Annotated in this window: 26 protein-coding genes, 1 tRNA gene and 3 pseudogenes; 18 read left to right on the top strand and 12 right to left on the bottom strand. The window is 41.8% G+C overall.

The window, feature by feature from the left end; genetic code table 11:
- Positions 1–13: 13 nt before the first annotated feature.
- The 4 genes from V7K85_RS15760 to V7K85_RS15745 all read right to left on the bottom strand — a co-directional run bounded on the left by V7K85_RS15760 (position 14) and on the right by V7K85_RS15745 (position 2,450).
- Positions 14–823 (bottom strand): metallophosphoesterase family protein, encoded by an 810-nt coding sequence (locus V7K85_RS15760; protein ID WP_334814574.1) that lies wholly within the window; start codon positions 821–823, stop codon positions 14–16.
- Positions 820–1,593: a GTP-binding protein gene (locus V7K85_RS15755; protein ID WP_334814573.1), complete on the bottom strand. Its 774-nt coding sequence runs from the start codon at positions 1,591–1,593 to the stop codon at positions 820–822. Before V7K85_RS15755 ends, V7K85_RS15760 begins: the two co-directional genes overlap by 4 nt.
- Before the next feature lie 185 nt (positions 1,594–1,778).
- Positions 1,779–2,033 carry a hypothetical protein gene (locus tag V7K85_RS15750; RefSeq protein ID WP_334814572.1) on the bottom strand — a complete coding sequence of 85 codons (255 nt, stop codon included), beginning with the start codon at positions 2,031–2,033 and terminating at the stop codon, positions 1,779–1,781.
- Positions 2,034–2,120: 87 nt separating this feature from the next.
- Positions 2,121–2,450 carry a hypothetical protein gene (locus V7K85_RS15745; protein ID WP_334814571.1) on the bottom strand — a complete coding sequence of 110 codons (330 nt, stop codon included), beginning with the start codon at positions 2,448–2,450 and terminating at the stop codon, positions 2,121–2,123.
- A 24-nt stretch (positions 2,451–2,474) separates the two neighbouring features.
- On the opposite strand from V7K85_RS15745, the gene V7K85_RS15740 reads away from it, so the two are divergent.
- The 12 genes and pseudogenes from V7K85_RS15740 to V7K85_RS15685 all read left to right on the top strand — a co-directional run bounded on the left by V7K85_RS15740 (position 2,475) and on the right by V7K85_RS15685 (position 7,344).
- The gene (locus tag V7K85_RS15740; protein WP_334814570.1) at positions 2,475–2,606 is read left to right on the top strand and encodes a hypothetical protein; all 132 of its coding nucleotides are present in this window, start codon (positions 2,475–2,477) and stop codon (positions 2,604–2,606) included.
- A gap of 262 nt (positions 2,607–2,868) precedes the next feature.
- A complete protein-coding gene (locus V7K85_RS15735; RefSeq protein WP_334814569.1) occupies positions 2,869–3,135 on the top strand; it encodes a type I restriction-modification system subunit M N-terminal domain-containing protein in 267 nt (88 codons plus the stop codon).
- Positions 3,136–3,149: 14 nt separating this feature from the next.
- A complete protein-coding gene (locus tag V7K85_RS15730; protein WP_334814568.1) occupies positions 3,150–4,004 on the top strand; it encodes an N-6 DNA methylase in 855 nt (284 codons plus the stop codon).
- A 31-nt stretch (positions 4,005–4,035) separates the two neighbouring features.
- Positions 4,036–4,143: pseudogene (locus V7K85_RS36535) on the top strand (ribbon-helix-helix domain-containing protein); the annotation flags it as partial.
- A gap of 146 nt (positions 4,144–4,289) precedes the next feature.
- Positions 4,290–4,589, top strand: a complete 300-nt coding sequence (locus tag V7K85_RS15720) for a type II toxin-antitoxin system RelE/ParE family toxin (RefSeq protein ID WP_334814566.1) — start codon at positions 4,290–4,292, stop codon at positions 4,587–4,589.
- 100 nt (positions 4,590–4,689) lie between these two features.
- Complete coding sequence (locus V7K85_RS15715; protein ID WP_334814565.1) at positions 4,690–4,956, top strand: ribbon-helix-helix domain-containing protein; 267 nt, start codon at positions 4,690–4,692, stop codon at positions 4,954–4,956.
- Positions 4,953–5,069, top strand: a complete 117-nt coding sequence (locus V7K85_RS15710) for a type II toxin-antitoxin system RelE/ParE family toxin (RefSeq protein WP_334814564.1) — start codon at positions 4,953–4,955, stop codon at positions 5,067–5,069. Before V7K85_RS15715 ends, V7K85_RS15710 begins: the two co-directional genes overlap by 4 nt.
- Before the next feature lie 123 nt (positions 5,070–5,192).
- The gene (locus V7K85_RS15705; RefSeq protein ID WP_334814563.1) at positions 5,193–6,377 is read left to right on the top strand and encodes a restriction endonuclease subunit S; all 1,185 of its coding nucleotides are present in this window, start codon (positions 5,193–5,195) and stop codon (positions 6,375–6,377) included.
- A gap of 143 nt (positions 6,378–6,520) precedes the next feature.
- Positions 6,521–6,733: pseudogene (locus tag V7K85_RS15700) on the top strand (DUF6883 domain-containing protein); the annotation flags it as partial.
- Positions 6,733–6,987: a DUF4926 domain-containing protein gene (locus V7K85_RS15695; protein WP_334814562.1), complete on the top strand. Its 255-nt coding sequence runs from the start codon at positions 6,733–6,735 to the stop codon at positions 6,985–6,987. The pseudogene V7K85_RS15700 and the gene V7K85_RS15695, both read left to right, overlap by 1 nt.
- A gap of 7 nt (positions 6,988–6,994) precedes the next feature.
- Positions 6,995–7,225, top strand: a complete 231-nt coding sequence (locus V7K85_RS15690; RefSeq protein ID WP_334814561.1) for a DUF433 domain-containing protein — start codon at positions 6,995–6,997, stop codon at positions 7,223–7,225.
- Complete coding sequence (locus V7K85_RS15685) at positions 7,222–7,344, top strand: DUF5615 family PIN-like protein (protein ID WP_334814560.1); 123 nt, start codon at positions 7,222–7,224, stop codon at positions 7,342–7,344. Before V7K85_RS15690 ends, V7K85_RS15685 begins: the two co-directional genes overlap by 4 nt.
- A gap of 192 nt (positions 7,345–7,536) precedes the next feature.
- Here V7K85_RS15685 and V7K85_RS15680 read toward each other — a convergent pair whose 3' ends face one another.
- Positions 7,537–7,725, bottom strand: a complete 189-nt coding sequence (locus V7K85_RS15680; protein ID WP_334814559.1) for a hypothetical protein — start codon at positions 7,723–7,725, stop codon at positions 7,537–7,539.
- A gap of 12 nt (positions 7,726–7,737) precedes the next feature.
- On the opposite strand from V7K85_RS15680, the gene V7K85_RS15675 reads away from it, so the two are divergent.
- On the top strand, positions 7,738–9,033 hold the full coding sequence (locus tag V7K85_RS15675) for a type I restriction enzyme endonuclease domain-containing protein (RefSeq protein WP_334814558.1): 1,296 nt from the start codon (positions 7,738–7,740) through the stop codon (positions 9,031–9,033).
- Here the strand turns inward: V7K85_RS15675 and V7K85_RS15670 are convergent.
- Positions 9,015–9,614, bottom strand: a complete 600-nt coding sequence (locus tag V7K85_RS15670; RefSeq protein ID WP_334814557.1) for a tyrosine-type recombinase/integrase — start codon at positions 9,612–9,614, stop codon at positions 9,015–9,017. The genes V7K85_RS15675 and V7K85_RS15670 overlap by 19 nt on opposite strands.
- Positions 9,615–9,778: 164 nt before the next feature.
- A tRNA-Cys gene (locus V7K85_RS15665) sits at positions 9,779–9,849 on the bottom strand.
- Between the two features lie 113 nt (positions 9,850–9,962).
- Here V7K85_RS15665 and V7K85_RS15660 point away from each other — a divergent pair.
- Positions 9,963–10,094: a hypothetical protein gene (locus tag V7K85_RS15660; protein ID WP_334814556.1), complete on the top strand. Its 132-nt coding sequence runs from the start codon at positions 9,963–9,965 to the stop codon at positions 10,092–10,094.
- Between the two features lie 318 nt (positions 10,095–10,412).
- Here V7K85_RS15660 and V7K85_RS15655 read toward each other — a convergent pair whose 3' ends face one another.
- Both V7K85_RS15655 and thrC (V7K85_RS15650) read right to left on the bottom strand, forming a co-directional pair.
- Entirely contained in the window at positions 10,413–11,003 is a 591-nt protein-coding gene (locus V7K85_RS15655) for a chromophore lyase CpcT/CpeT (protein WP_334814555.1), read from the bottom strand.
- 125 nt (positions 11,004–11,128) lie between these two features.
- Entirely contained in the window at positions 11,129–12,220 is a 1,092-nt protein-coding gene (thrC, locus tag V7K85_RS15650; protein WP_334814554.1) for a threonine synthase, read from the bottom strand.
- A gap of 863 nt (positions 12,221–13,083) precedes the next feature.
- On the opposite strand from thrC (V7K85_RS15650), the gene V7K85_RS15645 reads away from it, so the two are divergent.
- On the top strand, positions 13,084–13,275 hold the full coding sequence (locus V7K85_RS15645; protein WP_334814553.1) for a hypothetical protein: 192 nt from the start codon (positions 13,084–13,086) through the stop codon (positions 13,273–13,275).
- Positions 13,276–13,375: 100 nt separating this feature from the next.
- Here the strand turns inward: V7K85_RS15645 and V7K85_RS15640 are convergent, their stop codons facing one another.
- Positions 13,376–15,724 carry a hypothetical protein gene (locus V7K85_RS15640; RefSeq protein ID WP_334814552.1) on the bottom strand — a complete coding sequence of 783 codons (2,349 nt, stop codon included), beginning with the start codon at positions 15,722–15,724 and terminating at the stop codon, positions 13,376–13,378.
- Between the two features lie 379 nt (positions 15,725–16,103).
- Between V7K85_RS15640 and V7K85_RS15635 the strand changes: the two genes are divergently transcribed.
- Entirely contained in the window at positions 16,104–17,771 is a 1,668-nt protein-coding gene (locus V7K85_RS15635) for an iron uptake porin (protein ID WP_334814601.1), read from the top strand.
- A gap of 19 nt (positions 17,772–17,790) precedes the next feature.
- A pseudogene (locus tag V7K85_RS15630) lies at positions 17,791–17,988 on the top strand (hypothetical protein); the annotation flags it as partial.
- 245 nt (positions 17,989–18,233) lie between these two features.
- Here the strand turns inward: V7K85_RS15630 and V7K85_RS15625 are convergent.
- Together V7K85_RS15625 and thrC (V7K85_RS15620) are read right to left on the bottom strand one after the other, a co-directional pair.
- Positions 18,234–18,509: a ubiquitin-like small modifier protein 1 gene (locus V7K85_RS15625; RefSeq protein ID WP_292722931.1), complete on the bottom strand. Its 276-nt coding sequence runs from the start codon at positions 18,507–18,509 to the stop codon at positions 18,234–18,236.
- A gap of 83 nt (positions 18,510–18,592) precedes the next feature.
- Positions 18,593–19,897: a threonine synthase gene (gene thrC, locus V7K85_RS15620; RefSeq protein WP_334814551.1), complete on the bottom strand. Its 1,305-nt coding sequence runs from the start codon at positions 19,895–19,897 to the stop codon at positions 18,593–18,595.
- 820 nt (positions 19,898–20,717) lie between these two features.
- Between thrC (V7K85_RS15620) and V7K85_RS15615 the strand changes: the two genes are divergently transcribed.
- Positions 20,718–23,198 (top strand): beta strand repeat-containing protein, encoded by a 2,481-nt coding sequence (locus tag V7K85_RS15615; RefSeq protein ID WP_334814550.1) that lies wholly within the window; start codon positions 20,718–20,720, stop codon positions 23,196–23,198.
- The last annotated feature ends 29 nt before the right edge of the window (positions 23,199–23,227 follow it).

Raw genomic sequence — 23,227 nt, 5'->3', positions numbered from 1 at the left:
GCGGTTTTAATCTCTACCTGGTACAAACATGAGTCGGGTCATCTGCTCGTTCTGCATACTCCAATCCATGCATTAAACGCCAAGCAAAAATTGCAGGTAATCCTTTCTCTATAATTGCCGCACAGGTTTTCTGGTAGTCGTAAGGTACTTCTCGCAATTTGACCTCTTGATTATCTGTGTCGTAAATCACATAAGTAGCATTCGGTCGTCCATGTCGGGGTTCTCCTACTGAACCCACATTCACAATCCGTTTGAGAGGAGATGTAAAGCTGATTTCCTGTGCTTTTTCTCCTCTGCCAACACGAACTTGTAGCTGTCCAGCATCAAGAGTTCGGGCATAAGGTACATGAGTATGACCACAAAATAGTACATCTGAGTCTGTGGAAAGTACTCGCTCTAGTGCTACAAAAGCGTCTAGTTCAGGTAACAAATACTCATGGTTGCTATGAGGGCTACCGTGAACAAAAGCTAAATTTCCCTCTTTGAGGCTATAGGGTAAATTGGCTAAAAATTCACGGTTTTCTAAGTGAATTTCTTTATTAGTCCATTCATGAGCCTGCTGTCCTCTTTTTTCTGCCAATAAAGAGGGATAACTGCAATCGCAAGCGTTCAATCCTTCTACAATATCTTCATCCCAACAACCAGCGCAGGTAGGAATATCTAAACAACGAATTTGAGCTATGACTGCATTCGGTTGCGGCCCATATCCTACCAAATCACCAACACAAAAGATTTTTTCAGCTTTTTGCTGGTCAATATCTAGTAATACAGCGTCTAAAGCTTCGTAATTGCCATGAATACATGAAATGACAGCTATTTTCACACTTTTTCCCCCTCTAATAAAATCTCTTTAACCTGTTGTTGGTATTGCAAAATTGCAACATCAGATAAACAACAATCTGATAATGTTTGCCTTAAAGTTGCTTCATCCAAGTTTTCCCCCACCACTTCTAATCCACTGAAACGCTGGGGTCTACCCTCCAAGTAGCGCGGTAAGTCTAATTCCAGAAAATCCGTATGAGCAACGCCAGCAACAAAATCACAGTAAAGTGACCTACCATCGTTCACATCAAAAATTCCTTTGGCACGAGTAACAATACCGTAAGCACCGTGGGTGATTTCGTACCAAAATTCCTCTAGACTGTTTTCGTCAATGACTTGACCGTTGCTTGCCGCACGCCATAAAGTTTCAGCAGTACTGCTTTGGGTTGGTGCGCCGCGAACAATCTCGTTCGCCCAAGAATGGTATTCAGAGTCTTTGAAGTCTGGTGGCAGAACTGCTATGGCACGGTAAGTCAGATTATCTAATATTTGTGCGATCGCTTCTAATTGCAAGTAAAACCCCAATTCGATGTAAACTGCCTCTGCTTTAGGTATTTGGTTGAGAAATTCAACTTCCTGACCGTCACTAAAGACTTGTATCCCAGGAAATTCAGTAGTTATGCGGCTTTGGTCTATGGGAACAGTCCCAGTACCAGGACTGAAATAAATTATTTGCTCAACATCGGCGATATCTCGCATCTGTTGGCAAACCCAGGTAGTTTTTCCAGCCCCAGATGAACCAGCAACGACAATAATGTTTGGTACAGACATAAATATAATGATAATCATTTTTATCTAATTTGGAATATAGTAGCAAGAAAATTGCTGACTGATGTAGGTTTTTCTTGATAAGAGGCAGGGGAAACGCACACAACGTACACAAAATAATTTATAAACTAAAAAAATGACTCCTAGCAGGGAGTCATCAATTGTTGACTTGCACGAAGTAACAGTGCCTATTGCACCACAATAGGTCTATTCAAAATGCTCATGACTTCACCAGGATTAGGACTGGGTAGTAAAGGACTCCAATCGCCAACATCTGCATAGCTAATAACCTGCAAGTAGTGGATTGTGCTAGTTACAGCTTTAGAAGAACCAATCAACAGATGCTTGAGTGGTTCTTTACCTTGCACAGTCTGAAACTCGCTTGGACTATTGACTGCTACATTCGATTCTTCGACGCTGGATAAAAAGCTTTGAGTAATCATAATTCACCTAACAGAGGTGGGAATAGCTATGACACACAATAAAGCTCATGTTGTCACCATGACAATTAAATAATGCACTGATGACAACTAATCATTACAGTTCGTGTCTTGTTTGCGCCGTCGTTTTCTTGCCCATATCTCTCTGAGGTGGGCAGGTTCATTTTCAAATTGAATCCACAGAGCATGAATTTCCGCTAGTCGGTGTTTGTCAGATTCTGAGGGTTCCCGACGATGCTCACCTTGGGAAAACCAATGCGCTACTGTGCTTTTAGAACGACCACACAATTCGGCAAGTTCTTTGTAATTGACAGCCCAATGCTTTAGGAACTCTTCAGGCTCCATTTTGATAGCAACCTTAGCTTTGTAAACCTCAAACACTTCCCAGTGTCTGCGAGTGGGTGTTTTGGCTGCAATCATAGCGACAACTTTAATAATGCACGGATGACAACATACATAGCTATCATACCGGGAATAAGCGATCGCAAATTCTATTCCCTAAAAACTGGGCGATGTATTGAAATTGTGGTAAAAACTGGCAATATTCCCGAAAAATCCTTGATATTTAGTTGCTAACACAGAAACTGCGATCGCAGATCATACTTTAGAATTTCTCCTTAGTGCGTAGGCGCTAGCCCGTCGTAGACATCGCACACAACATAATTCTGCATCAAATCAAAAAAGGCGTAGAAGCTCTGCTTCTTGTCGCCAGACATCGCTAATTTTCAGTCCAAGGTGCGATCATCTTGCTGGTTTCTGCTCAAATTCGTAGTTCACCGAGTTGTCACAGACACAAACTATCCTATAATCGATAGATTTGGTAATCTGATGTCTGACTATGCCTGCTAACACTACTGATTTAGAGAAACGCCTATGGGAAGCAGCGGATGAGTTACGCGCTAACTCTAGGCTAAAGTCCAGTGAGTATTCCATCCCGGTACTGGGGTTAATTTTCTTGCGTTACGCTGACTGGAAATTTACCCATGCTGAGGAGGAACTGAAAAATGCAGGTAGTAAAAGACGTGGAGTTACCAAAGCAGACTACCAAGCAAGTACAAGAAGAACCCCAGCACAGAAATTAGTATTTATGGGCAGGAGAAAGTAGGTGAAACTGTCCGCTTGTGCAGGATGAACTTAGCGGTACATGGACTTGCAGGAGATATTCGCCAGAGCAATACTTATTATGAAGACATTCATAAGTCAATAAACAAGTTTGACTTTATGATGGCAAACCCACCTTTTAATGTAGACAAGGTGGACAAAGAAAAAATCAAGGGAGATCCGCGTATTAGCAAATTTGGAATGCCCAAGGCAGATAATGCTAATTACCTGTGGATTCATTTTTTCTGGAGTGCATTAAATGAAACAGGTAGGGCAGGATTTGTGATGGCGAATTCTGCCAGTGATGCGCGAGGTACTGAATTAGAAATTCGGCAGAAAGTTATCCAATCCCATGCAGTGGATGTGATGATTGCTGTTGGTTCTAATTTTTTCTACACTGTTACCTTACCCTGTACTCTGTGGTTTTTGGATAAGGGGAAAGCAGATACTATCCGTAGAGATAAGGTATTATTTCTGGATGCTAGGCACATTTACCGTCAAATTGACCGTGCCCATCGGGAGTTTAGCCCAGAACAGATTGAATTTTTAGCGAATATTGTCAGGTTGTACAGAGGTGAAGCAGTAGAGACAACCAATGGTAGTCAAGCATTGCTGGCGGAGAAATTCTCTCAAGGACAATATATTGATATAGCTGGACTATGTAAAGTAGCAACTTTAGAAAAAATCGCAGCGCAGGGATGGAGTTTAAACCCTGGACGTTATGTGGGTGTTGCAGAACGAGTAGTGGAAGATTTTGATTTTACTGAGAAGTTGGAGGAGTTGAATGAGGAATTGGAAGTTTTGAATCTGGAAGCGAGGGAATTAGAGGAGAGAATTGCTGAGAATGTGGCGAAACTGTTAGAACAAAGTTAATGCATCCCTTCTTTTAGCTGAGGTAATAGTTATGAATATCACACTTAAGGTAGAAATCGAGCAATTTATTCAAGCGCAAATTGCTATAGGTAGGTTTACTAGTGCAGAGGATGTGATCAATGAAGCTTTTAAGTTGCTTCAAGAAAGAGAACGGCGCATTGAAGAATTACGTCAGAAAATTGCTGTGGGAAATGAACAAATCGCTAAAGGACAAGTAACTGATGGCGAAGTTGTTTTTGCTAGGTTGCAAGAAAAAATTCGGAAAATTGCTGAGGAGTCTGAAGAATGAGTAGTTATTCATTTTCAGATGAAGCAATTCAAGATTTAGATGAAATTTGTGAATATATTGCTCGCAGTAACCCAAAAGTAGCTAGTAAGCTTTTTGATGATATTCGTAAAAAGTGTAAGTTAGTAGCAGGTTTTCCCAGTATGGGGAAAAGTTACGGAAGGCTTGTACCGAATTTGCGCGGTTTTGTTGTGGATGATTACATTATATTTTACTATCCCAGCGAAGATGGAATTCTTGTTACTCGTGTTGCCAGTGGTTATAGAGATTTAGAATCTTTGTTTGAGGATGAGGAATAAATTTTTGAGTTTGGGTTACTAAGTCAGAGTCAAGAATTGTAGAGAAGGTGACAAGTTAGAACAAAGTTAATGCATCCATTTTGTAGCTGAGGTAAAAGTTATGAATATCACACTTAAACCAGAAATCGAGCAATTTATTCAAGCGCAACTTGCTACAGGTAGATATACAAATGCTGAGGAAGTGATTAGTAAAGCATCGAAATTGCTGGAAGAATCGGATAAGAAGTATCAGGAATGGGTAGAAGAAACTCGGCAAAAAGTTGATGTCGCAATTGCAGAACTTGAGCGTGGTGAAGGTTTAGATGGTGAACCTGTAGTGATGCAAATACTTGACAGATTCCAAAAAGCGCGTGAGGGTCAGGAATGAGTAATTACATTATCTCACCATCTGCAAGTCGAGATTTAAACGAAATTGCTGATTACTTTCTTACCAGAAATCTGGAAGCAGGAGAAAAGTTATTTAGAGAATTTAATTTTTAAGTTTAAGTTCTGGTAGGGTGCGTTATAAACTTTAGTTTTAACGCACCAAAAATTTATGATGGTGCGTTAGCCTTCGGCATAACACACCCTACAAAACTTATAAAAATAGAGTTTATAAAATATATGAATTGGAAAAATTATACCTTGGGAGATTGTGTAAATTTATTATCAGGAGGTACACCGTCTAAAAGCAAAGCAGAATATTGGGATGGTACTATACCTTGGGTTTCATGTAAAGATATGAAAGTGGATTACTTGTATAATTCACAAGACCATCTAACTGATATTGGTGCTGTCAATGGTACAAGATTAGTACCACCAGGAACTATTTTAATTGTTGTGCGTGGAATGATTCTGGCACAACATTTTCCTGTGGCGATAATCAAACGTACAGTAGCATTTAATCAAGATTTAAAAGCTTTGGAATGTTCTCCTAAAGTTGAGCCACAGTTTCTATTCCACTGGCTAAGAGGTAAATCATACGAAGTTCTTGGTTTAGCTGATGAAGCTGCTCATGGTACTAAAAGATTACAGACGGATAGGCTAAAGAATTTACCATTGCATTTACCCCCACTCCCCACGCAGAAGAAAATCGCTGGCATACTCTCAGCGTATGATGATCTAATAGAAAACAACACAAGACGCATCAAAATATTAGAAGAAATGGCACAAACCCTCTACCATGAGTGGTTTGTCAAATTCCGCTTCCCTGGTCATGAACACACCAAAATGGTTGATTCTGAATTGGGGTTAATCCCTGAAAGGTGGGAAGTGAAAAAATTAGGAGATGTTATTCAATTTACGAACGGTAAAGCGATTAAAGCTTTAGAAGTAGGTAATTATCCTGTTTATGGCTCAAATAGTATTATGGGCTGGACAGATAAGGCTAAATATACAAATGGAATTGTTATTGGACGTGTAGGTGCTTACTGTGGTTCTCTTGTCTATTCTAAATTTGGCTTTTGGGCATCTGATAATACAATTGTTGCTGAATCTAGTAATCAGAAATTTGGTATTGAACTATCATTCTTTGTTTTACAAGACCTAAACCTTAGACGTTATGCAGGGGGTTCTGCACAACCACTGTTAACACAAACTGTAATTAAGGAAATACCTGTTATTATTCCTGATATTGCCACACATAAAAGATTTCAAACTATTTTACAAAATATCTGGGCATTCAAAATTAATTTGCTCAACAAAAACTCCAACCTTCGCAAAACCCGCGATTTACTCCTCCCCAAACTCATCTCAGGAGAAATCGACGTAGAACACCTAGAAATCACCACAGAGGATATAGCTGCTTAAATTAAAAATAACCAGATAAAAACTAAATTGTGAAAATTCCAGACAATATCATCATTCCCGAAGAAAAAATTACCCGCTATCTTCTAGTTACCCGCATCAAAGATGATAAATCAAAATTTTTAGCCTAAGCAGGATTTACACCAAATAACCCAGAAGATTTATTGACAGCGATTCTACAACTCACAACCATCAACGAAGCAGTAGAAGATAATACCAATGAATATGGAACTTTTTACACCATCGCTGGATATCTACAAGGAGTAAATGGTCAAAATTTAGCAGTTATTACAGTTTGCCTAGAATCAAAACATGACGGAAGCTTTCATTTTATTACCTTGAAACCAAAGAAGGACTAATGATGATGAAATTGGAACTATATCAGTACGTTACTCTGTGTCGTGATTGCCCAGAATACAACCTCAAACAGGGTGATGTCGCCATGCTAATTGATTATGTGACTCATCCAAGCGGTGGTGAAGATGGCTATATATTAGAAGTATTTAATGCAGCAGGTGACTCTATCGCTGTTTTTACTGTTCCCATGTCAGCAGTAGAAAAAATGCCCAGCGATGCAGTGCTAGCCATTCGCCCATTAGCAGAATTAAAATAGTCACCCGATGAAACCACTAAAACGAATCACATTTAACCCAGAAATCATGGGTGGCAAACCTTGCATTCGAGGTAGGCGTGTTACTGTAGGTACAATTGTTGGTTTAATGGCAGCAGGAAATACCCCAGAGGATATTCTCAACGCCTACCCATACCTAGAACGCGAAGATATTTATGAAGCTTTAGTTTATGCTGTATGGCGGGTAGAAGAAATTGAAGTACCCCTTGCTTGGGCATGAAAATTTTACTTGATATAAATCTTTCTCCTGAGTGGGTTGCAGTCTTAGAAAATGCGGGATTTGAAGCTGTCCACTGGTCAACAATTGGTAATCTAGATTTTGGTACACTGCTGCAATGACTTAAGCTGATGCACCAAGTGTAATTCAAGTGCGATCGCAAATCTTTTGATCTCGATGTTTGAGCGATCGCTTTCAATATCGCGTTAAATAATGACAACCAAAGGCAATTTGGTATAAGCAACAGATACATAGAAATCATGTTGAGGTACTTGAAAGTCGTGTTGAGGTACTTGAAAGTCGTGTTGAGGTACTTAAAAGTCGTGTTGAGGTACTTGAAAGTCGTGTTGAAGTACTTGAAAGTCGTGTTGAGGTACTTGAAAGTCGTGTTGAAGTACTTGAAAGTCGTTTTGGAGTACTTCAAACTTTGTCACACCGCGATCAAGCTGTCTAGATTGGGTTGAGGCTTTGCGTCTACGTTCTTTAACTCCATCACTCCTCACCTTCAGAGGTTAGTGAATGAATCTCCCCCACTGGATGAAAAATTCAAAGATGCATCTCATCCCCTACGGATCATCTTTGTCTGCGCTATGTGGATGACTGGATTTGATGTTCCCAGTTGTTCCACCATTTACTTAGACAAACCCATGAAGAACCATACTCTCATGCAAACCATCGCCAGAGCAAATCGTGTCTTCCCAGGTAAAGTCAATGATTTAATTGTTGATTACATTGGTGTCTTCCGAGATTTACAGAAAGCACTAGCTATTTATGGTTCTGCATCTGGTGGTGGGATTAAAGAAGGCGATACCCCAGTTAAAGCAAAAACCGCTTTAGTGGCACAATTGAGAGAAGCGATCGCCCAAACTACAACATTCTGTACGCAAAAAGACATTGATTTTGCTGTACTGGAGTCAGCACAAGGTTTTGCACGCACCAAATTTTGGGCAGATGCAGTGGAATACATCATTATTAATGATGATGCCAAAAAAACTTATCTTTCCCTAGCAGGTAACGCTAACAAACTCTACAAAGCCATCCTCCCAGATCCTACTGCTAATGAATTTACCGCTATCAATGCTCACTTGCAGACAATCAAGGAGCAAATTCTGGCAGAAATACCAGAAGTTGATGTGTCCGAAGTGATGGAACAAGTGGAGGAACTATTGGATCTATCCATCACTGCTGGAGAGTTTGTCATTCAGGAATCCCACAGTCAACGCATCGACTTAAGCCAAATCGACTTTGAAGCGTTAAAAAATAAATTTGCTAGTACTGACTACCAGAGAACAGAGACAGAAAAACTCAAAACTGCGATCGCGCAAAAACTCCAGCAGATGGTGAGGTTAAATAAAACTCGCATCAACTACCTGGACAAATTCCAGCAGATGATTGCAGAACACAATGCTGACTCACGCAACGTGCAGATATTCTTCAATGATTTGATTAACTTTGCTCAAGAATTGGGTGTTGAAGATAAAAGAGCGATCGCAAAAAATCTCACTGAAGAAGAACTAGCAATTTTTGACTTACTGACTAAACCAGAAATTAAACTGACTAAGCAAGATGAACAGGAAGTCAAACAAGTTGCAAGAGAATTATTGAAAATTCTTAAGAAAGAGAAGTTAGTTTTGGATTGGAAGAAGAGACAGCAAACCAGAGCATCGGTGGAAGTGGCAATTAAGGATAGTTTGGATAGATTACCTCAGAGTTATTCTACTGAACTGTATGAACAGAAATGTCAGGAAGTTTATCAGCACATTTATGAGAATTACTCTGGACAAGGAAGTATTTATAATACTGCTGGTTGAATAGACATCTCCAGAAAAGAATGTAGAGACGCGAAATTTCGCGTCTCTACAAGGGTTTGAGTGAATGCATAATTAATTTCTGGAGAGTTACCAACCCACCTTCCTACATCCTTCGCATCAATATCAGCTTCCAGGCAAAGAGTAATAAAAGTATGCCTGCATTGGTAAGGTTTGCGATATTCGCTGACTACACCCTGTTTTACAAGTTGAGTTACGATTCCATCTATATGTGTACCACGATGATTTTTGTAACCTTTCCAAGCATGATTGAGAAAATCCCCAAAGTCTACTATGCCGCCTTTCTTGCTTCTAAAGATAAAATCATCTGGGTTACAGTTCTCAGATTTAATAGAGTCTAAAATTTCACGTTGCTGATGATTGATCGGAAAACGTCTTTGGCTTTGGGTTTTTAATCCATCTTTGAAAGCTAACCCTTTAGTACTGATGGTAATTGCTTGCTCAAAGGTAATATATTTATCACTGATATGCTTCCATTGTAGAGCGATCGCTTCTGATGGTCTGCACCCAGTAAAAAATAATGATTTTACTAAAGGAGCATAGTAGCTGTAGAGTTTGCTCATTGGCGTATAAAACCTCTACCTTACATTTTTACCCCAGTTTTACCCCAGTTCTTTACCCAAACTACCCAAAATAACCCCAAAAATCTTTGAAGGCTTTGAAAACAAGCCTTTTACGCCCAATAAAAAAAGGGCTTCAAAACCCTGTAGTGCTTATATTTCTTTAAAGGCGGCACCCGGATTTGAACCGGGGATGGAGGTTTTGCAGACCTCTGCCTTACCACTTGGCTATGCCGCCACTCCGGAGTTCCCTAAACTACTTTAATGTTTCTAAGGTATTTTAGTAGCCATAGGGCGCTAGTTAACCCATAATAGCATAGGATTCTGAGGTAGAGATAGTGGGTTAACTGGATGTTTCTGGTAGTATTTAGGCGATCGCTAGGGAGTCCTGATTACAGATTGACCATAGGACAAACAACCCTTAGCAGATTAATGGAAGTCCTGGAATCTGCTTGGATTTTTGGTGGTGTAATTTATCCATAGACACAAATCAACCAGGGTTATTTGTAACATCCTGGGTTGTTTTTGGGTTCTTCCTGAGCTTCCTTTATAGGAACCCTCCGTCCCTTGAGCGTCCCCTTGGTGCAGCCCAAGGTAGAGAAGGGAAGGAGAAGTTTTGAGCAAAGCAAAGCAAACCTCCGCACCCTGCGGGATCTTGCTACAGACTTCCCTTTGCAGCGCAGTGGCTCCAACTCACTTGTTAAGCTAAAAATCTTTTAATTTGCATCCTCCAAAAAATAAATCTCTTGTGGGGTGGGCCGAAAAGCCCGCCCTAGTTGTGCAAATTAAAGCAAGGGCAGCTTACACCTTCACTTCATCGGCAAAATTACCCCAGCGGACAAAGTGAAATGGCCCGGCGATAGAACCCCACAGACGTTCATCTGTGTCTAAATCCCTTCCCCGGTCGAGGCTGAAAAATTCTTTAGCGTCAATCTCAAATTCGTTATCCAGATAAGTATTTTTGCCGTCACGAAGCACAATGCAGCCTTTTCCAGGTTCAACCCTGCCTTTGAAGCTATTACCTGTCCACTCTACAACCATGTTGCAACCTGACATTTTTTCCAATTGGTCAACGGATAAAACTTTTAAACGTTCGGGGTCACGAGATGCGCCGTAAAATTTTTGTTCTTCTTTAACCGTGTAGTGTTCAATAACAATGTGGTTTTCTACCTGAATCAACTTCATTACCCGCATCCGGTAGGGTTGATTGAGCATAAAATCATAAGCTTGTTCGAGAAACAAACTTACCCCAGAGAACAATTCCAAGGGAAGGGGACGGATACACACGCGAATGTGGGCATAAAAAGGTGGATTTTCAAAAGCTTGTTCTTGATTGCTAAAGTCAGCTGCCATCCACCGGGCTAAGGTGAGAATATCAGTAGAATGAGTCATTACAAGAGATCAACCAGTTGCTTAAAAATTATCTAGGATTATTTTGACACTGCCAGACTGAAAAATCCTGGCTGCAATCGCAATTTTTAAATTAGATATTACGATCGCTTTTAGTTCCAGAGTGCTTAAAATCCCATTGCCTCGGCTACTGCGCCCAGTTTTGCTGCAATACCCTGTTTAAATTGACTGTGATTGTGTTTAATGGCTGTATCTGGGTCTTTTAGACCATTGCCTGTAAGGACACAAACCACTGTCGCCCCTGTAGGAATTTGGTCTTTCACCTGCAACAACCCGGCTACAGAAGCGGCGCTAGCAGGTTCGCAGAAGATACCTTCTGATCCTGCCAAAAGTCGATAAGCGTCGAGAATTTCTGCATCAGTAACGGCGTGGAAATTTCCCTGACTTGCGGTTTGCGCCCCAACAGCTAACTCCCAACTCGCAGGGTTGCCAATCCGAATTGCTGTCGCTAGGGTTTCGGGATGCGCCACTGGCTGACCGGTCACTAAGGGGGCTGCACCTGCGGCTTGAAATCCCATCATCCGGGGTAAGCGATCGCACTTCCCATCTTGATGATATTGACAAAATCCCATCCAATATGCTGTGATATTTCCCGCATTGCCCACGGGAATACACAGCCAGTCTGGCGCATCACCCAGCACATCAACAATTTCAAAGGCTGCTGTTTTCTGCCCTTCTAGACGGTAGGGATTGACCGAATTCACCAAAGTGACTGGATAGCTTTCGGCCATCTCGCGGACAATTTCTAGTGCTTGGTCAAAATTACCCTTAATTGCCAAGACTTCTGCACCGTACAGTAATGCTTGGGCTAACTTGCCCAGCGCCACATAACCATCGGGAATCAACACAAACGCATTCATTCCCCCACGCCTTGCATAAGCGGCAGCGGCGGCTGAAGTATTGCCCGTGCTGGCACAAATTACTGCTTTTGCCCCTGCTTCCTTGGCTTTGGAAATTGCCATAGTCATCCCCCGGTCTTTGAAGCTGCCGGTGGGATTGAGACCGTCGTATTTGACAAAAACACGCACTTGTCTGCCAATGCGTTCGGCGATCGCTGGCACTGGTATTAGAGGTGTGTTGCCCTCCAACAGAGTGACAATCGGTGTTTTTTCGCTGACAGGCAAGTATTCGCGATAGGCTTCTATCAGTCCGGGCCAGGGTTGGCGATGAGATTTAGCAACAGATAGGCTCAAAGTCACGGGATTTAAAATTTCTTAATGTAAGGATTGGATATTTAAAAAGGGTGGCATAGGGAAGCGCAGAATCAACAAGAGGAAGAAAGTAAATTTTTCTTTGCCAGTTAAGAGTTAAGAGTCCCCTAATTCTAAAAGAATATTATGTAAGAATATTCTTTTTTGTGGTGCAGACCTTTGACTTGCCATTTTTATTTTATTTTGAATGTCAGTTTATCATAGACCGCCACGGCGACCTTCAGTTTAACGAATTAGCCTGGGGATGCTAATGGGGTGAAAAATGATAGACAAATGTATGGGACTTACGTAATAACTCTTTGAAACACTTATTCTTACCTTGCGGAAAACCACTTTTATGCCAGACGCTTTGCGTAGCTTGCTTCTTTGCAAGAGTACGTACTTATGTGTATTTTCCCATGTTAATCGCTGCAACTGCCTCGGTAGAATACGCAACAGGCCGCCTTTGCTTTGCAGTCGCTTTCTCCTTCAAAGACGCTACACATAGCTTGCTTAAAAGTAGTCGTACGGCAAGTGCTTCGCCCTACGTCTTTTCAAAATTTGGTCTAATTTATCTAGTCTAGATGTAATTTATTGCGTAAATTACCCGAAAGCGGCGATAATAATTCATACAACCATAATTGACAGGCTATCAATTAAGTATTCCTAAGTACCCTCCACTGGATGGAAGCTTTGCACACTTAGGGCAATGTTTTCTCTGGAACACAGCCATTGTGATCACCGTCTCTTATGATTAAACCTAAAATCCATTAGAGTAATTGATTTAAAATATCCAATATTTTAATAAAGTTTAAAAGAGCATTATTATAATATTTCTAATGGTGTGAGTTAAATTGTGGATTTAATTAGTGATGCCTACTTGTTTATCTAGTGTTTCCGATGGCGAGTCCCAGACTAGCTGGGTCAGCAAGTTAACCAAGTCCTATTATCAAGACGATCAGCAAGCTAAACTTATGCATTTACAAGCAGAGGTAGACTCCTTGTTGCAGCAGTTGGAAAACCTGAAGCGGCAACGTCTAGCCGACACTGACCAAAAAGAATAAGTCAGTCGAGTAGAAAAGCGATGTCTACGACGGGCTACGCCTACGCTTTTCCCCTCTCTAGTATAAATTTGAGTAAGGGTAGATTTGAGTAAAAGGTGTGCTATTCAAAGCGCTGATTTTTCTCTGACCAGCGCCGCAAACTGTAGTTATGAGCATTTTCTACTAGTAAAGCTAAGGATTGCACGCCTGAAAGCTTGGCGATCGCAGAGAGTCTTTGTAAGTAATTTCCTGTAAAATCAGTGTAAATCACTTCATTGCTATCAGACAAAATTATAGTCCGGTCACGCGGTTGCCCTGTGTTTTTCTCCTGAATTCCAGGGGTCGGCTTATTTAACGATGCTATTTCAGCTGCTGAGATAGTCAGTATAATTTCTGGTTGAGCGTTATTTGTTAAATCAATCACTTGAACTGGCCAATTACCCAACTTTTCCTGCATCTGCTCAAAGCTAGGAATATCACCAGCCGGAACTTCACGAGATTGCTGTAAAGATTGCCACAGACTCGATAACATCACCTTCACCCCTTGGGGATTTTGTTGATGCAGTTCTTGTAAAGTAATGGGAGATGGTTGTACCCATTCCAGTGCTGCATTTGTCAAGGCTAAAGATTTGGGTTGAAGAACATCGTTTTGATTCTCTGGAATTTTTGGCCCAGCAGCTAATAGGCGTAAAACTTTACCCCGAAGTTGCACCGCTTTGATAGCGGCTATAGTAATTTTTTGTTCTCCGTTAGATAACCAGACCACAATCTGGATTTCAGGGTCAGAAGTAATTCCCAAAGTTTTCCAGAAAAATTTGGCGGCGTCACTTTTGGGTGGGTTGAAATTCTCAAAGGGGAAATTTAGCCAGCGTTTCCCGTCATTAAATGCACTTACCTCCACCTGATACCAAACTTGGTTATCTGTGAGTTTCAGGTCTGCTGGGGAATTTGGTTGCAGCCATTCGGTGCTGGTAACTTGAGTGATTGGTTGGACTGTACCAACAATTTGACTAGGGTGAGTAGAGGAGATTTGCGATGCACCCTCACCCTTGAGTCTTGCTAACAGACCTTGAATATAGACAAGATTATCTTTTGTAATTTTTGGTTGCGCCTTTAACCAGGAATTAGCATGTCCTTCTCCTTGCTGAACTGCTAAAATCAAGGCAAACCAAGCTTGCACCTCTGGCCTATTTGGGTTCACCCGCAACGCCGCAGATGTGCGATTCCACAACCGTTTTTCATCAGCTTTGAGTAGAGTAGCAATTTCTTGGGCATTATGTGGCGACGCCTCAAACACCTGTAAAGCTTTCTCCCAGCGACCATCAATCAAATCTGCCAGCACTTCCTGACTAGGACTTGCCCAATTTTTCTGGGCTTGGATTTTAGTAAGTTGGGAATGCAAGCGAATCAAATCCATTTGCGCTTGCGCCGCCTTTGGCAAAACTCCTTTGTGCTGTTTCTTGATGAATTTCAACCATTCAAAGGCTGGTGTCCACAGTCCACTACGGGCAATTGACAGGGCATTTTGGTATGCAGAATCCTTGAGAACTGATGATTTAAGGGTAATCGCCTCCAATTGAATTGGTTTGAGGAATAACTTCAGAGGCTTGACTTGGTAAACCTGTAAGTGCGGTTCTAAACCTACTGTTTGATCAACAACTAACTCTTTTGTACCATCACCAGTTACCTGCTGCCATTTGGGCAATTGTCCGTTAGGACTAGTCCAAGACAACATTTGTAGTAAATTGGTACGTTCTGGATTGTAGTATACGACGTGACCATAGACGAAGGCATCAGTTCCTTGTTGGCGTTGACCCCGCAAATTAAACCAAACTCCTGGTGATGGTGTCCCACCTTGAAAGCGTTGCACTTCAGTTAAAGGTAGGGGAATGTTGATATCCTGGGGTTCTTCAAGCAAGGGAGAAATCACAAAGGATTCCTCTGGCCCAGTTACAGGCAATTTAGTCGCTAGATAGTAGTAATTTTCTGACTGAGATTTAAACTCTAACTCTTCTGAGCGCTCGTAAACCCTGAGTTCAACAAGTTCTTTACAATCAGATTGACAGTTAGCACGCTGTTGAAAAACTGGCAGTAAAAATGAGTTTTCTGCATTTTGATCTAAAGGTAGAGTTTCCCCAAATATTTGGTTTTTTTTACTTAAATCGAGTTGAATCTGTTTGAGAGTTTGGGGGCGTTCGTGGTTACCAAGAGGGATTTGTGCCCATGCAGGTAAAACTTTATTTAGCCAACTTACCTGATCTGGATTGAAGATGAAGAGAACGCTAATCCAGGCAAAAGCCATAATTAGACTAGCACTAATCAACAGAATTGCGATCGCTAGCATTGACGACAACCAACTTCCCCGTTTTAGCTTTTTCTGGGGTTTTTTAGCGAGGCGTTTCATCACACCTGCATGAGGTTGATTTTGTTTAGAGGCTTTTGGCGTCAGCTTGCGTGAGCGATTTGCCATATTAGTTTTCAATCAATGCAGTGGATATTTTTGGGCATGGGGCATTGGGAAGCCACTGCGCCCTTGCGCTCTTGCCGACTTAAAGCAAGTGGCGTCATGGGGCATTGGGCATTAGGTTAGGCATTGGGCATTAGTATTTTTCCCTCCCTCCCCTGCTCCTCTGCCCCTCTGCCTCTTAAAAGTCCCCAGTACTTAATACCCTGTTATACTCGTCCTTTCAAAAGTTGCCCAGAAGCATTAAGTCTAATTTGGGACAAAATCCGTAAATGTTCCCATGTGAACACTAGATGATCGCGAATACACTCTTCACTTAAGTATGTGAGCAGAGTATAAAAAGTTGAAAGGTAGACTTATTAGCCGCAGTCATCGCAAAACCTGGATGCTCGCATGGTTACTAACTGCGGGAGTAAATGGAGTTGCACAAAAAGCACTAGCACAAGAGTACATAAATACCCGAACTACTCAGAAATTAGGAGTTAAGAGCGATAATATTATTTCCTCATCTCCCTCCCTCTCCCCAGAAGATCCGATGGCGCAAGTTACATCGGTTTCTCAACTCAAGGACGTACAACCCAACGATTGGGCATTCCAAGCCTTGCAGTCTTTGGTAGAACGCTATGGTTGTATAGCCGGCTATCCAGATAGCAGCTATCGCGGTAATCGTGCCTTATCTCGGTATGAATTTGCCGCAGGTGTGAAAGCTTGTTTAGATAGAGTCAACGAATTAATCACTACAGCCACCAGCGATTTAGTCACCCGCGAAGATTTAGCAATATTACAAAAATTGCAGTCAGAATTTGCCCCGGAATTAGCAACTTTACGAGGTCGTGTCGATAGTTTAGAAGCCAAAACCGCCTCAATCAAAGCCAACCAATTTTCCACAACGACCAAACTCAATGGACTACTGATAGTTGGCATTCAAGGACGGACTAATAATCGTGGTGATGTTAATCCTAGAGATGGAGAAAAAGATACAGATGATGCAGGGACAAACACTAATGTTATCTCCCTAGCGCAACTATATTTAACTAGTCAAATCACTCCCCGTAGTTACTTGTTTACGGGTCTTTTAGATGGTAAAGGTACTACTGCACCTAGATTTACCAATAGTGTTTCTCGGAATGATGTTTTACTTGGCTACGAATTTCCTACAGATAGCTTGATTGTAAGTGACCTCAATTTTCATTGGCTGGTGACAGATAAATTAGCAGTGATGGTGGGAACAGAAGGTGTAAGTATGCCAACTGCTTTCCGAGGCCCCAATCGGGTAGAAAGTGCTGCAACAGGGCCGTTGTCTTATTTTGCCCAAAGAAACCCAATTTTAAATATGGGATATGGTCACGGTGGTATAGCTATTGATTGGCAATTTGCTAAACGCGCTAGTTTGCAGGCAATTTATACTAGTTATCAACCAGGAAATCCCGGTAAAGGTAGCGGTTTATTTGATGGAATCACCACTACAGGTGTGCAATTGCTGCTGACACCAACCGATACTCTAGATTTAAGTTTGTATTACGTTAACAATTATTCCTCAAATGGTTGTCTACTAACCTTTGTTGGTGATGAATGCTTAACTGCGGTTAATACCACTACCGGAAAATCAGCACCCCTGCAAACCAACGCTGTGGGTGCGACTCTAACTTGGCAAATTTCTCCCCGCATTAGCGCAGGTGCCTGGGGTGGTTATACTAAATCTTACATTCCTGGGCGATCGGGAAATGTCGAGACGACGAATTATATGGTGTTTCTAAATTTCCCTGATTTATTTGCTAAAGGAAATTTGGGGGGAATTTATATCGGTCAACCTCCTAAAATCACCCATAGCGACCTACCTGTAGGGAATAATGTCCCTGATTTTGTCAATACTGGTTTAGGACGTGCAGGTGGACAACCAGGGACGACCACTCAAATTGAGGCATTTTATCGTTTCCAGCTAACAGATAATATCAGCATTACACCAGGGATAATTCATATCTTGGAGCCTGGTCACACCCCAGATAGTGACTCAGTTACCATCGGCATTCTGCGGAGTACTTTTAGTTTTTAGTTCTGCTTGCACATAATAGGCCCCTGGTAGCTTTGTTCCTGGAGTGATTAAGGCTGGAACTTATTACACTAACCGGGGTAAAGAGTTTTGGTATATGAATCGAGAGACAAATTATTTAACCATTGAATTGCCAGATGAATCCTACAAGCGGATTATCTTAACTATTGATCACAATGAGTCTTGGCAACAAAGACTTACTCAGATAATTGCTGCATAGTAAGCCAAAGAAAATTAGCCTACAACATAAGTGGTGCGGCATTGCTTATTAGTATCAACTTAAGCCAATATACGCGAGAAAGCCTCGTTTCCAGGTTATACCTGGAATGCTGGCTGGATCGTCTCTGCCGCAAGTCAGGGAGGCGACAGCCCTCTTAATGAGCATTCCCAGTTTAAAATTTTAAACGAGGCAATCTCTCAAAGGTATGTCTAGTCAGTCTTCTACTTTATTTGATGTTCTCTGTATTAACCACCGGCGACAGCTGGGACAATACTTACTTCATCGCCATCTTTAAGAGTTGTATTTATCCCATCTAAATGGCGGATGTCTTCGCTATCGACGTAAAAATTTACAAACCGACGTAGCTTACCTTGTTCATCGCACAACCGGGATTTAATACCAGGAAAGCTTTGTTCTAAGGAATCTAACAATTCAGCAATAGTGCTACCGCTGGATTCTAAAGTAGCTTGATTATTAGTAAAACTCTGAAGAGTTGTAGGAACTAAAACTTTTACAGCCATAAAAGTACAAAGTGAAGAGTGAGGAGTGAGGAGTGAGGAGTGAAAAGTTAGGAATAAAAAAACTCATAACTTCTAACTTCTGATTAAACGAGGACTTGTTGCCATTCCAAGCGATCAAGAGTACGCGATCGCTCTAGGGCGCGTTCAAAACTATCGAGTTTGGCATCAATAGTCAAGGGTTCGCCAACGTAGCCTTGGATTGCTTCTTGGGTTTTCAGACCATTGCCGGTGATGTAAATCACAGTGGTTTCATCTGGATCAATTTTGCCAGCTTCTACCAGTTTTTTCAGCACGGCAACGGTTGTACCACCAGCCGTTTCTGTGAAGATGCCTTCGGTTTCCGCCAGCAGCTTGATGCCATCAATAATTTCTGCATCATTGACTGATTCAATGTTACCACCAGTCTTCTGAGCTAACTCCACAGCATAAATGCCGTCTGCTGGATTGCCGATCGCCAGCGATTTCGCAATTGTATTCGGTTTAACTGGCTTAATAAAGTCGCGTCCTTCTTTGAAGGCTTGGGCGATGGGTGAACAACCTTCAGCTTGAGCGCCACTGAAACGAACATTCTTACCTTCTACCAAACCAACTTCTACAAATTCTTGGAATCCTTTATAAATTTTTGTAAACAGCGAACCAGATGCCAAGGGAGCAACAACATGGTCGGGTAGTTCCCAGCCTAGTTGTTCGGCAACTTCAAAGCCTAGCGTCTTGGAACCTTCAGAGTAGTAAGGGCGGAGATTAATATTCACAAAACCCCAGCCATGTGTATTAGCAACTTCCGAACACAGACGATTTACTTGATCGTAGTTGCCCTTGACGGCCATCAGGGTGGGACTATAGATCAAACTACCGATAATTTTACCGGCTTCTAAATCTGCGGGGATGAACACACAGCAGTCTAAACCTGCGTGAGCTGCGATCGCAGCTGTAGAATTTGCCAAATTACCAGTGCTAGCGCAAGAAACAGTAGTAAAACCCAACTCCCGCGCCCTGGAGAGGGCAACTGACACCACCCGATCCTTAAAGCTCAGGGTGGGCATATTAACAGCATCATTTTTTATATAAAGCTTATTTAGACCGAGGCGACGGGCAAGACGATGGGAACGAACCAAGGGAGTCATCCCCGTTCCCACATCAATAACATTATCAGTTGCAACAGGCAAAAAGGGACGGTAGCGCCAAATTGAATTGGGCCCGGCTTGAATTGTTTCACGAGTGACAGTGAGACGTAGGGCGCTGTAGTCATACTTTACTTCTAACGGCCCAAAGCATAACTCACAAACGTTACTGGCTTTGAGTTCATATTCAGCACCACATTCCTTACATTTCAAGGCTTGAAAGTAGGCAGTGCTCGCTTTGGTTTGGGTTGTGATTGCCTGAGTCATAAACTAGCTTTCCCTGTTTGTCTGTCGCTGTCGCCTGATAGTAACACGAGCAAAAATACCAGTCAAACATACCCGATAAATTTTATCGGGTATATTAAGTACTTAAAGCAACAATTCTTGTATTATTTAATATAAATAATTGCTATTTTTAGTATTTACACGTCTGCTTGCCCTGCTATAAAACAATAAAATAGTTAAAATTATTCAGTACTAACACATAGAATTAATATGATTAGATTGTATTATAGTTATAATTAATTTGCATCTACTTGCATCTATTTAAATCACTATCCCATTTAAGTGATCTAGATCACTTAGTTAACTTTTTTATCTCAATGACTCCACAGGGTAGTATGCATTTTTGACAGTAAAGACTCAAAAGCATTTTCAGATATAAGTTTTAGTGGTTTTAGCGTCTGATTCAACCACTAAAATTGCTATGTGTGTTGTCAAAATAAAGTTAATTTGTCAGCTTTGATGCACCGTTAAAGAAATTACTTGTTTATACGGAAGAATTTTTTTGCTGCAAAAGCTACATTAATCTTTACATGGACAATTTAGCAATCGGTAATAAATTACACTTATTTGTGATTGCCTACCTTGAGTCTTAAGGGTAAGCGTAAAACAAGTAGACAAGTTATTTCTGGTTGTTGCCTCAATGTAGTTTTTAAGGAGTGTCAATAATTTAGCTCCTTAAATATCTATTCCCGAAACGTTGAAGTTTTCGGCAGCTACAGTCGGTAATTCTTTAAGGAATTGCCGAACTTTATCCCGTCTCAAAATCCAAGATACAAGTTCAGCAAACAAACAAACTATTTCTATGGTAAACCGAAATAAATCTGTCAACAAGCAGCGCCAGTGTTATCAATCTCTAGTAGCAACAGCATTATTAACTAGTAGCCTTTTCCAATTTATTGCACCTGTACTAGCTGACGGTACAGCTGGTGGTCAATCCATCAGCAACACCGCGACAGCGACCTACGAAGATCCTAACGCGCCAGGGACAACTATAAATACTACCTCTAACACTGTAACTGTAACTGTGGCAGAAGTTGCTGGTATCACTGTCACCGCGTCGGGTGTTACAGATAACAATGGTGGCTCTGTTGCAGTTAACGATTTACTAACCTACACCTACACCCTAACGAACGTAGGTAACGACCCCACCAAATTCCACATTCCTAACCAAGCGACAACAACTGGGCCTGGTACAGTTTCTGGTGTACTTCCTGCTGATAAAAATGGGGCAACACCAGCTAGTGGCACACTGCAATACAGTACTGATGGTGGTGCAACTTGGACAAACGTAACAGCAGGTGGTGTAGATACACCCTCAATTCCGGTTAGTGGTACTGTGTTGGTGCGTGTGCCAGTGACTGTACAGACTGGCGCTCAATCGAATGACGTAATCAAAGTTACCCTTGGTAATACTCCTGGTGATGCTCAAAACCAACTGCGGAGTCCCGATGGTGGTGACGTTTATACTGTAGATAACGCTGATGGAAGTACTGGGGAAGTTGCTGGCGCACCAATTAACGGTACACGAGAAGCTAGTATTACCCAGCAAATTCAAGTGGGCAACACTGTTAAAACCGTTGCTCTAGCCACAATACTCAAAACTCGAACAGGCTATAACGCTGGTAATCCTTCTGTACTCAATGATGATGTGCTGACTTATGGTTTAAGCTTGCGAGTTGAGAGCAATGACGTAACCAATAATGGGCTAACACCCGCAGCTTTAGCTGGTACAAGTATCAATGTAGATGGTAGTGCAGTTACTCGCATCTTAGTTTCTGATGCACTTCCGGCATTCACAACTCTTAATGGGACTCCAACCGCTCCTCCAGGGTGGATAGTGGTTTACGCTGGCGAAAATCCTGCAACTACAAATGCTGATCAGGCTCTGTGGAAAACTGACAAAACTCAAGTAACAGGCGGTATAGTAAGACGAGTTGGTTTTATTAACAATCCTAGCTCTATCTCTACAGTTGCCACTGGGACAACCGTTACAGGCTTTACAGTACAAGTAACGACCACTGGAATCACAGGAACGGCAGCGACAAATGTTAACAACATTGCTCAAGTGTTCGGTAAAACTGCTGGTGAGCCAACTAGCCCCCTACTCTTCGACGATTCAGGTGATCAAAACCCAGATAATATCAACCGCACTACTGGAGCCTTTCCTACTACAGTAGACTCTGGCTATTATGCCACTACTCCCGCCAATACTGACACAGGCAATAACAACCAAGGTGCTAATTCTGTAACAGGAGATGTCAACGTTTATACTGTTTCAGTTGCCACGGCAAACTCAGTTTTAAATGGACCGAATAATGCACCTGATGCTACTGGCCCATCGGGGAACAACGATGACTTCACCAACAAATCTGCCTTTGTTCCTCCCAACACAGCGCCTGGTAGTACACTTGACCCGCAATCAGTTGGCTTCACTAACACAATTAAGAACAACGGTACTGCCACTAACGACATCACAATAGTGCCAACCGCACCAGCAACATTTACAGATTTGCCAACTGGTACAAAGGTGACTGTTACCTATAACAATCAATCTGCTGTTTATACCTACAATAGTGGTACTGGTGCTTTTACCATAGCAACAGGTAATACACCAATTAAAATCTCTGGTGTTGCCCCTGGTGCCAGTGTTAATTATGGTCTAGAAGTTGACCTACCAACTGGTACGGAACTATCAACTGATACTGGCAAAGGTTTCCCAGTACCCATTACTGCCTTCATTGACACTAATACTGATGGTGTAGTTAATAACGGTGAAGTCAACAACATCTCCATCGATCGCGTCTACACTGGCTTCTTAAAAATGGTGAAAACGTCACGAGTTCTACTAGGAACTGGGCCAGCAGTACAAGGGACTGATGGCACATTCAGTATCACTCCGAAGAAGCCTGCACCAGGAAACATTATTGAGTACCAAATTCAATACACAAATATTTCTGATGCTCAAGCTGGAACCGGTAACGTGATTTTGAATGCTAACAAAGTCGTGATTACTGAAGACGGTACAGTAGGGGCAGCGGGCAACAACTGGGCGCTAGACAACGACAATAACACTCAAATTGATACTAGCAACATTGTTGGTTCAGCTAAGGATTCTGGGGCTTCAACTATCCAATTCTTCAGTGGTAGTCCAGCCACTACCTCTGGCATAGACCAAACTGGAACCACGGTAAACACTGATGTTAGTAAGTATATAAACACTCCTACCGGACAGGTTGCACCGGGTGTTCAAAGAACATTTACCTTCCAACGCAAGGTTAACTAGGTAGTTTGACCTCACCCCTCTTTGTTTGC

The sequence above is a fragment of the Nostoc sp. genome, from assembly GCF_036917615.1.
Lineage (GTDB): Bacteria > Cyanobacteriota > Cyanobacteriia > Cyanobacteriales > Nostocaceae > Nostoc.
The sequence above is the reverse complement of the archived record's forward strand: the minus strand, read 5'-3'. Positions and strand labels throughout refer to the sequence as shown.